7 protein-coding genes and 2 pseudogenes are annotated in these 6,559 nt (G+C 70.3%); 3 read left to right on the top strand and 6 right to left on the bottom strand.

What is annotated here, in order from left to right:
• From AB0915_RS27940 to AB0915_RS27930, 3 genes and pseudogenes are all read right to left on the bottom strand, one after another.
• Positions 1-95 (bottom strand): annotated as a pseudogene (locus AB0915_RS27940) (antibiotic biosynthesis monooxygenase); the annotation flags it as partial.
• A 50-nt stretch (positions 96-145) separates the two neighbouring features.
• Positions 146-1,327, bottom strand: a complete 1,182-nt coding sequence (locus tag AB0915_RS27935; protein WP_366693699.1) for an SGNH/GDSL hydrolase family protein — start codon at positions 1,325-1,327, stop codon at positions 146-148.
• 57 nt (positions 1,328-1,384) lie between these two features.
• Complete coding sequence (locus tag AB0915_RS27930; protein WP_366693698.1) at positions 1,385-1,966, bottom strand: WHG domain-containing protein; 582 nt, start codon at positions 1,964-1,966, stop codon at positions 1,385-1,387.
• 84 nt (positions 1,967-2,050) lie between these two features.
• Between AB0915_RS27930 and AB0915_RS27925 the strand changes: the two genes are divergently transcribed.
• The gene (locus AB0915_RS27925) at positions 2,051-2,542 is read left to right on the top strand and encodes an FBP domain-containing protein (RefSeq protein ID WP_366693697.1); all 492 of its coding nucleotides are present in this window, start codon (positions 2,051-2,053) and stop codon (positions 2,540-2,542) included.
• Between the two features lie 115 nt (positions 2,543-2,657).
• Here AB0915_RS27925 and AB0915_RS27920 read toward each other — a convergent pair.
• A pseudogene (locus tag AB0915_RS27920) lies at positions 2,658-2,867 on the bottom strand (Tn3 family transposase); the annotation flags it as partial.
• A 195-nt stretch (positions 2,868-3,062) separates the two neighbouring features.
• Here AB0915_RS27920 and AB0915_RS27915 point away from each other — a divergent pair.
• Together AB0915_RS27915 and AB0915_RS27910 are read left to right on the top strand one after the other, a co-directional pair.
• Entirely contained in the window at positions 3,063-3,509 is a 447-nt protein-coding gene (locus AB0915_RS27915) for a hypothetical protein (protein ID WP_366693696.1), read from the top strand.
• A 58-nt stretch (positions 3,510-3,567) separates the two neighbouring features.
• The gene (locus tag AB0915_RS27910) at positions 3,568-4,377 is read left to right on the top strand and encodes a transposase family protein (RefSeq protein ID WP_366693695.1); all 810 of its coding nucleotides are present in this window, start codon (positions 3,568-3,570) and stop codon (positions 4,375-4,377) included.
• Between the two features lie 77 nt (positions 4,378-4,454).
• Here AB0915_RS27910 and AB0915_RS27905 read toward each other — a convergent pair whose 3' ends face one another.
• Both AB0915_RS27905 and AB0915_RS27900 read right to left on the bottom strand, forming a co-directional pair.
• Complete coding sequence (locus tag AB0915_RS27905; protein ID WP_366693694.1) at positions 4,455-4,823, bottom strand: VOC family protein; 369 nt, start codon at positions 4,821-4,823, stop codon at positions 4,455-4,457.
• A 251-nt stretch (positions 4,824-5,074) separates the two neighbouring features.
• Positions 5,075-6,532: a helix-turn-helix domain-containing protein gene (locus AB0915_RS27900; RefSeq protein WP_366693693.1), complete on the bottom strand. Its 1,458-nt coding sequence runs from the start codon at positions 6,530-6,532 to the stop codon at positions 5,075-5,077.
• Positions 6,533-6,559: the final 27 nt, after the last annotated feature.

The raw sequence follows: 6,559 nt of genomic DNA, 5'->3' as shown, positions 1-6,559 counted from the left end.
TTCTCCACGGCATGGGCACGGGAGGCGAAGCGCTTCTCCAGCGTCTCCCGCTGCTCGGCGGGGACGGTCAGTACGTTGATCTTGACTACGCTCATCGCCTCATTCTGCCGGGTGCGCCGGCGCGTCCTTCCTGACCGGCAGTTGGTCAGTGGTTCCTCGCGGTGAAAGGGCCGCCGCCGAAGGCGAGGCGGGCGAAGCGTTCGCCGATGCGCTGGTGGGTGGCGGGGTCCGGGTGCAGATCGTCGGGCAGCGGCAGTTCGGCGTGGTCGGTCTCGCTGTAGAGGTCCAGGCCGTGGAGGTAGTGCAGGTTCGGGTCGGTGGCGGCACGTTGGTGGACGATGCGGGACAGTTCGTCCCGGATCACGGTGAGGGTCAGTTTCCCGGCGGCTGTTTGCGCGGGGTCGCCGGTGGCCACGAACCGCAGCCGCCCTTCGCTCATCGCGCTGAGGTCCGGGGCGCTGGGGCCGGGCGTGTTCTCGTGGATGGCGCAGTAGATGGGCGAGACGATCAGCAGCGGGGTGGTGGGGTGGCCGTCGCGGATGGTGTCGAGGAAACCGTGGACGGCCGGGCCGAACGCGCGCAGCCGCATCAGGTCGGTGTTGACGATGTTGATGCCGATCTTGATGCTGATCAGGTCGGCGGGGGTGTCGCGTATGGTGCGGGCAGTGAACGGGTCGAGCAGGGCACTGCCGCCGAATCCCATGTTGACCAGCTCCACCTTGCCCAGAGTGGCGGCTCGGGCGGGCCAGATCCCGGTTGGGGTGGCGGCGTTGGAGCCGTGGCTGATCGAACTGCCGTGGTGCAGCCAGACCTTGCGGCCGCTGGGCGGTGGTGTGTGGACGGGGGCGTTGGTGCGCAGGGCGACCAGCTGAGTGGTCTCGTCGTGCGGCAGCCAGATCTCGACGTCCTTCTCGTCGTCGGGCAGGCCGGTGAAGCGCAGGGTCTCCACCGGCCCGGGCCGTGTTTGTGCGGCTCCGGAGGCCATGTCGATGGTGACCGTGTCGCCCTCGGTCGCGCTGGCCCGGCCCGCGAGCCGCCCGTCGACGAGGAGCTCGTACACCCCGTCGGGGCGTGGCGGCGCTCCGACGTAGACCCGTTTGGTGGCCACGACGTCCAGCTCGACGGCGGTGGCCCGGGTGCGGAAGGCCAGCCGCACTCCGGAGGGCTGTGACTCCGCCATGGCCAGCTGGCTGTCGGGGATTTGCTGCCGGGCGCGCGCGGGCAACCGGTGGGGCAGTACACCGCGTTCGGTGCGCTCCAGGTCGAGGGCGCCGCGCAGGAGGCCCGCGGTGATGGGGGTGGTGGTCCAGTCGTGCTCGGTGTTCATTTCGTCGGTCTCTTCGATCTGGAGGGTCAGTTGGCGGGGGCGGCCGGAAGGGCCTGGTCATGAGGTGGTGGGCCAGGTGCGCAGCAGGACGTCGAGCGCGTTGAGGATCTGGGTCCAGCTCTCCTGCGAGTCGGGGGCGCTGTGGCTGAAGCCGCCGGCGGTCTCCAGGCCGACGTAGCCGCTGAAGACGCTGCCCAGCAGCCGCACCGCGTGTGTCTGGTGCGGTTCGGCCAGGTTGTATCCGCGAAGGATCGCCCGTGTCATCTGGGCGTGCCGGACGCCGGCGCTGGCGGCCGCCGTCTGCGGGTCGAGCCGGAACTGGGTTGCGGCGAAGCGACCCGGGTGCTCGAGGGCGTAGTCGCGGTAGACGTTCGCGAAAGCGCTCAGGGCGTCTTTGCCGGCCCGCCCGGCCACGGCGGTGGAGACCTGGTCGGCGAGTTCCTCCAGGGCGAGCAGGGCGATCTTGGTCTTGAGGTCGTGGGCGTTCTTCACGTGCGAGTACAGGCTCGCGGTCTTGACGCCGAACCGCCGGGCGAGTTCCGCGGGGGTCGCCTGCTCGAAGCCGACCTCGTCGGCCAGCTCTGCCCCCGCCCGGACCAGGCGCTCCGTGGTCAGTCCTACCCGTTCGGCCCGCGCCATGTTCATCCTCCGAATCGCTTCTCATCCCTGGCATCGATGATTATGCACTTGCCTAATCGGATTAGGCAAATTAGCGTGTCTTTTATGAAGCCGCTGACTGAGCAAGAGATCCGTACCGCGTTTGTGAACTGCACCAAGGGCGAGGCCAAGCGCCTGACCTTCCCCCGCGACCTGGCCGAGCAGTGCTGGGACGACCTGGACTTCCTGGGCTGGCGAGATCCCCAGGCCCCCGACCGGGCCTACCTCGTGGCCGAGCTGGACGGTCGCCCGGTCGCCGTCCAGCTGCGTTCCTCCGACGTCGGCTCCTGGCAGACGCGACGCAGCATGTGCTCGGTGTGTGTGACCACCCATACCGGGGGCGTTTCCCTCATGGTCGCGCCGAGGTCCGGGAAGGCCGGGCAGCAGGGCAACTCGGTCGGCGTCTACATGTGCAGCGACCTGGCCTGCTCCCTCTATGTACGCGGGAAGAAGGACGCGGGCATCGGCGCACGCCTCCACGAGTCCCTCACCCTGGAGGAGAAGGTCCAGCGGACCGTGGCGAACCTTGCCGCGTTCATCGCCAAGGTGACCGCGTGACCCGGGTTCGCCTCCCGGTCCCACCCGTATCGCCGCCGCTGCCCGGCCCTGAAGTGGCTGGCCGAGGCAACGGCTCGCAAACTGATCACTGCCCTGGCCGTCCCCTGATCTTCGCTCAGCCCTCATCTGCCCCGTTGCCGTCGTCGTCGAGGCCGGGGGCGTCCGGGTTGCGCAGCGGACGCAGGCCCTCGTGTGGGACAGAGGAGATGAGGCTGTAGCGGCCCAGGACGTTCACGTTTCGTTGCTTGAGCGGAGACAGTCGTGCGACGTCCTCATCGCGGATGTCGTGGCCCTCCGAGCGGAGCTGGGTGACCGCGGCGAACTGGAGCATCGACAACGCCATGGCGCACGTGAGCAGTACAGTGAAGCTCCGCCATCTTGAAGTGGCTGGTCAGCAGGGGTGGCGTGGCCCCGTTTCGGGGTGCTCGTGCTGGTCGTGGGCGGCAGTCTGGGGTGTGGATCGTCTGGCGGGGTGGGTTTGTGGATTCCCGTCCGTCATAGCGGGTGCCGCTCCCGGCCCATGATGGATCCCGAGGTGTTGGAGCGGATCGCCGCGCGGCGTGCGGAGCTGGACGTACTCGAAGAGCAGCTGGTCAAGCAGCTGTCGGAGGTACGAGGTGAGCGCGATGAGCTGGCCGTGGCCGAGCGGGTGTGGCAGAGGATGAGCGAGCAGGTCGCCGTGGAGCGGGCGGAGGCCGGGTCGCCGGTGGTCCAGGTGGCAGGTCGGGTGGTGCGGCTGGTCCCGGACCGTGCGCCAGGGGTGGCTGAGTCCGGACTGCCGGAGGAGTACCAGCGCATCCTGACCGCGGTGCGGCAGGCCGCCGGCCCGGTCGCCACCCGGCAAATCGGCGAGATGCTCGGCCTGGACACCGGGGTACGGGGCAGGCTGGAGCCGTTGCGCGGGAAGCTGGCCGACCGCGGCTGGCTGCACAAACGACCCAACGGGAAGTTCACCGCCCGCCCGTGACCACGCCGCACGGCGACGGGGGCGTAACCGAGGTGCCCCCGATGGCTGTTGGAATTGTGTGACCAAGACCAAAGAGCACACCGGGGACACCGTGTCCCTGGTCTACCAGTGCCGCCTGCCGCTGTCCACGCACACCCTGACCTACCTCGCCGACCTGCTGCGAGGCCATCTCAAAGCGATACGGTCGAGGTGGCGGGCGCTGCCGTCCGGGAGGATCGCGGTGATCGTCCTAGCCGTGCTGCGGCACGACCAGCGCCTGGTCGACCTGGCCGGCGGCAATGACGTGTCCGCCACGACCGTGCGGCGCTGGCGCGACGAGCTGCTCGGGCTGCTCGCCGCGAAGGCCCCGCGGCTGGACCGGGCCTTGAAGAAGATCGCCAGGTGGGGTGGGGAGGTCGTCCTGATCGACGGCACCCTCATTCCCACCGAGCGCCGCACCGGCCGCGCGAACCACCCGAACTACTCCGGCAAGCATCGCCGCCACGGCCTGCACGTGATTGCCTTGACCGACGAGCGGGGCCGTCTGGTGTGGATATCGGCCGCCCGGCCCGGCCGCACCCACGACATCACCGCCACCCGTCGCGACCACATCCTGGCCCACCTGCGCGCCGCCGGCCTCGGCGCCCTGGCCGACCGGGGCTTTATCGGCCTGGACGACGACCCGGACGACCCCGTGGTCGTCACCGGCTTCAAGGCCACCCGCGCCCGCAGGCTCGCACCCGCCGAGGAGGAGGCCAACCGGGTCCTGGCCGCCGGACGCGCCCCGTCGAACGCGGCTTTGCCCACCTTAAGAACTGGCGGATCCTCACCAAGCTCCGCACTGACCCCGCCCGCGCCACCCACCTGCTTCGCGCGCTGCTCGTACTGACGAACATCGAGGCCACTACAGGAAATTGATCTCCACCGCAGGCAGCCCATGACCAGCACAAGCACCCCGGAACGGCGTCACCGGGCCGGGATCGGCTGAGTGAGGTTCACCGGGTTGCCGTCGGGGTCCTGGATGTGGGCGACGCGCTGTCCCCACGGCATGTTGTTGGGGCCGCTGCGGACCGAGCCGCCCAGCGCAGCCACCCGGCCGAGCGTTTCGTCGACGTCGTCGACACCGATGCTGAGCAGGATCCGCGACGCCGCCCCGGTCCCCGGGTTCGCCTTGGCCACCAGCCCGAGGTCGGTGTCGCCGATGCGCAAGCCGAGATAGAAGACCGGGCCTTCCGCCGGCACCCGGAAGATCTCCTCGGCGCCGAACAATCTCGTATAGAAGCCGAGCAGAACGTCGTGGTCGGCAGTCACGATCACTGGCTGGATGGTGGACATGGCACTCCTGTCGAGAACGGTCGTGTCGCTGAGTAGACCGTTCGAGGACGGTGAACTCATCGGCAAACCCACCCCGCCGGACGATCTACACCCCAGACTGCCGCCCACGACCAGCACGAGCACCCCGAAACGGGGTCACGCCACCCCTGCTGACCAGCCACTTCAAGATGGCGCAGCCACAACGAGCGCCGACAGACCGCCGAAACTTCATATATCGCCCTCTGGCCGCTGCACCGCAGTGGCCTGGTCGGTCAATCCTGCATCCGGACCCGGCAGGCGAGTTGGAGGGCGAAGGCGGTGTCGGGGTCGGACAGGTCGGCGCCGAGGCGAGCCGTGATGCGCCGGATGCGGTAACCGACGGTGTTGGGATGAAGGCGCAGCCGCGCGGCAGCCGCCTTGAGGGAACCGCGGGCGTCGAGGTAGGCGCCGAGGGTGGCGATGGCCTCGGCGGCATCGGCCGTGCCCAGGGTGTCCAGCGGGGCGAGCAGTTCGTCGACCGCGCGCCGCGAGAGTGGCGAGCCCGAGATGGCGGCGAGGATACGGCTGAGTCCGGTGGCGTCGAAGGCGTGCACGGGGATGTGCTTGCGTGCGGCCACGTCGGCTGCGGCGCGGGCTTCGAGGGCGGACTGCCGCAGGCCGTCGATGCCGCGGTGCGCCGTGCCGATCCCGATGTGCACGACGGCCTTGGGGTGCTCGGCGGCGATCGCGGCTCGTGCCGAAGTCACTGCCCCGTGGATCCGGGGCCCATGTACCTCTGCGCGGGCGGTGGCGACCAGGAGGAGGTCGGCTCCCATCCGGGCGATGTTCCACCTTTCGGTCGTGGGGTGGGGCGTCTGGTGCACGAGCAGGGCAAGGGTGTCGGCGAGTCGTCGGTCCTCGGCCAGGTCGGTGAGCGCCGTCCCGGGGCCGGGTTGGGACTCCCCACGGGTGCGGACCCACACCACGATGTGGACCTCGTCGACGGCAAAGCCCAGCATCCGGGCCCGCTCGGCGAGTTGGCCCGCCTGGGCGCGCTCGGAGACGATCAGTTCGGAGACAACCTCCGAACGGGCCTGCCCCGGCGCGGTCTCGCGCTCCAGCGCCCGGGTGCGCTGCAGGGAGACGGCCGCGGCCACGGCCGGGAGCACGAGGCGGACCGCGTCGTCCCTCGGTCCGACGACGCTGCCGCGACGGCGTCCGGCCACCCACACCGGCTCGCCGTCGTTTGACGTGTCGCTCAGGGTGAGCGTCCGGCCGAGCGCGTCGCTTACCCGCGTGAGCAGGTCGGCGGGCGACTCTCCTGGTGTGCGGAGCGCGTCCAGTGCGGCGTCGGCACGGGCAAGTGCGTCGGCGGCGTCGCCGCGGATCACCTGCCCGAGTTGCAGCACGACCTTTGCCACGTCCACGTCTTCGGAGACGGAGAGCACGGCGAGGCCGGCGCGCTCGGCGAGCCGGACGGCGGTGCGGGGCAACTCGGGGACGCCGATCAGCAGCAGCGCGGGCACGCCGCGCTCGGCGGCGGTGCGGATGGCGACGTCGACCTGGTAGCCGGCCGCGCGCGCGGCGGACCGTCCGGTCACCACGGCCAGGGCCCCGGGCGGCACGCACTCCAGTGACTGCAGCGACTCCACGGCGGCGACCGAGGTCAACTCGGTCGCCGCCGTCGGCCCCGCAAGGAGCGCGAACGGCACCAGGGACCCGGGTTCCAGCAGGTCGGCCACGTACGGCATGGCGGGAGTGTGCCAGGAGCACAACGA

Source organism: Streptomyces sp. NPDC048411, assembly GCF_040704695.1.
In the GTDB taxonomy this organism is placed as follows: domain Bacteria; phylum Actinomycetota; class Actinomycetes; order Streptomycetales; family Streptomycetaceae; genus Streptomyces.
Note: the sequence above shows the minus strand (reverse complement) of the source record. Positions and strands in the feature narration are given on the sequence as shown.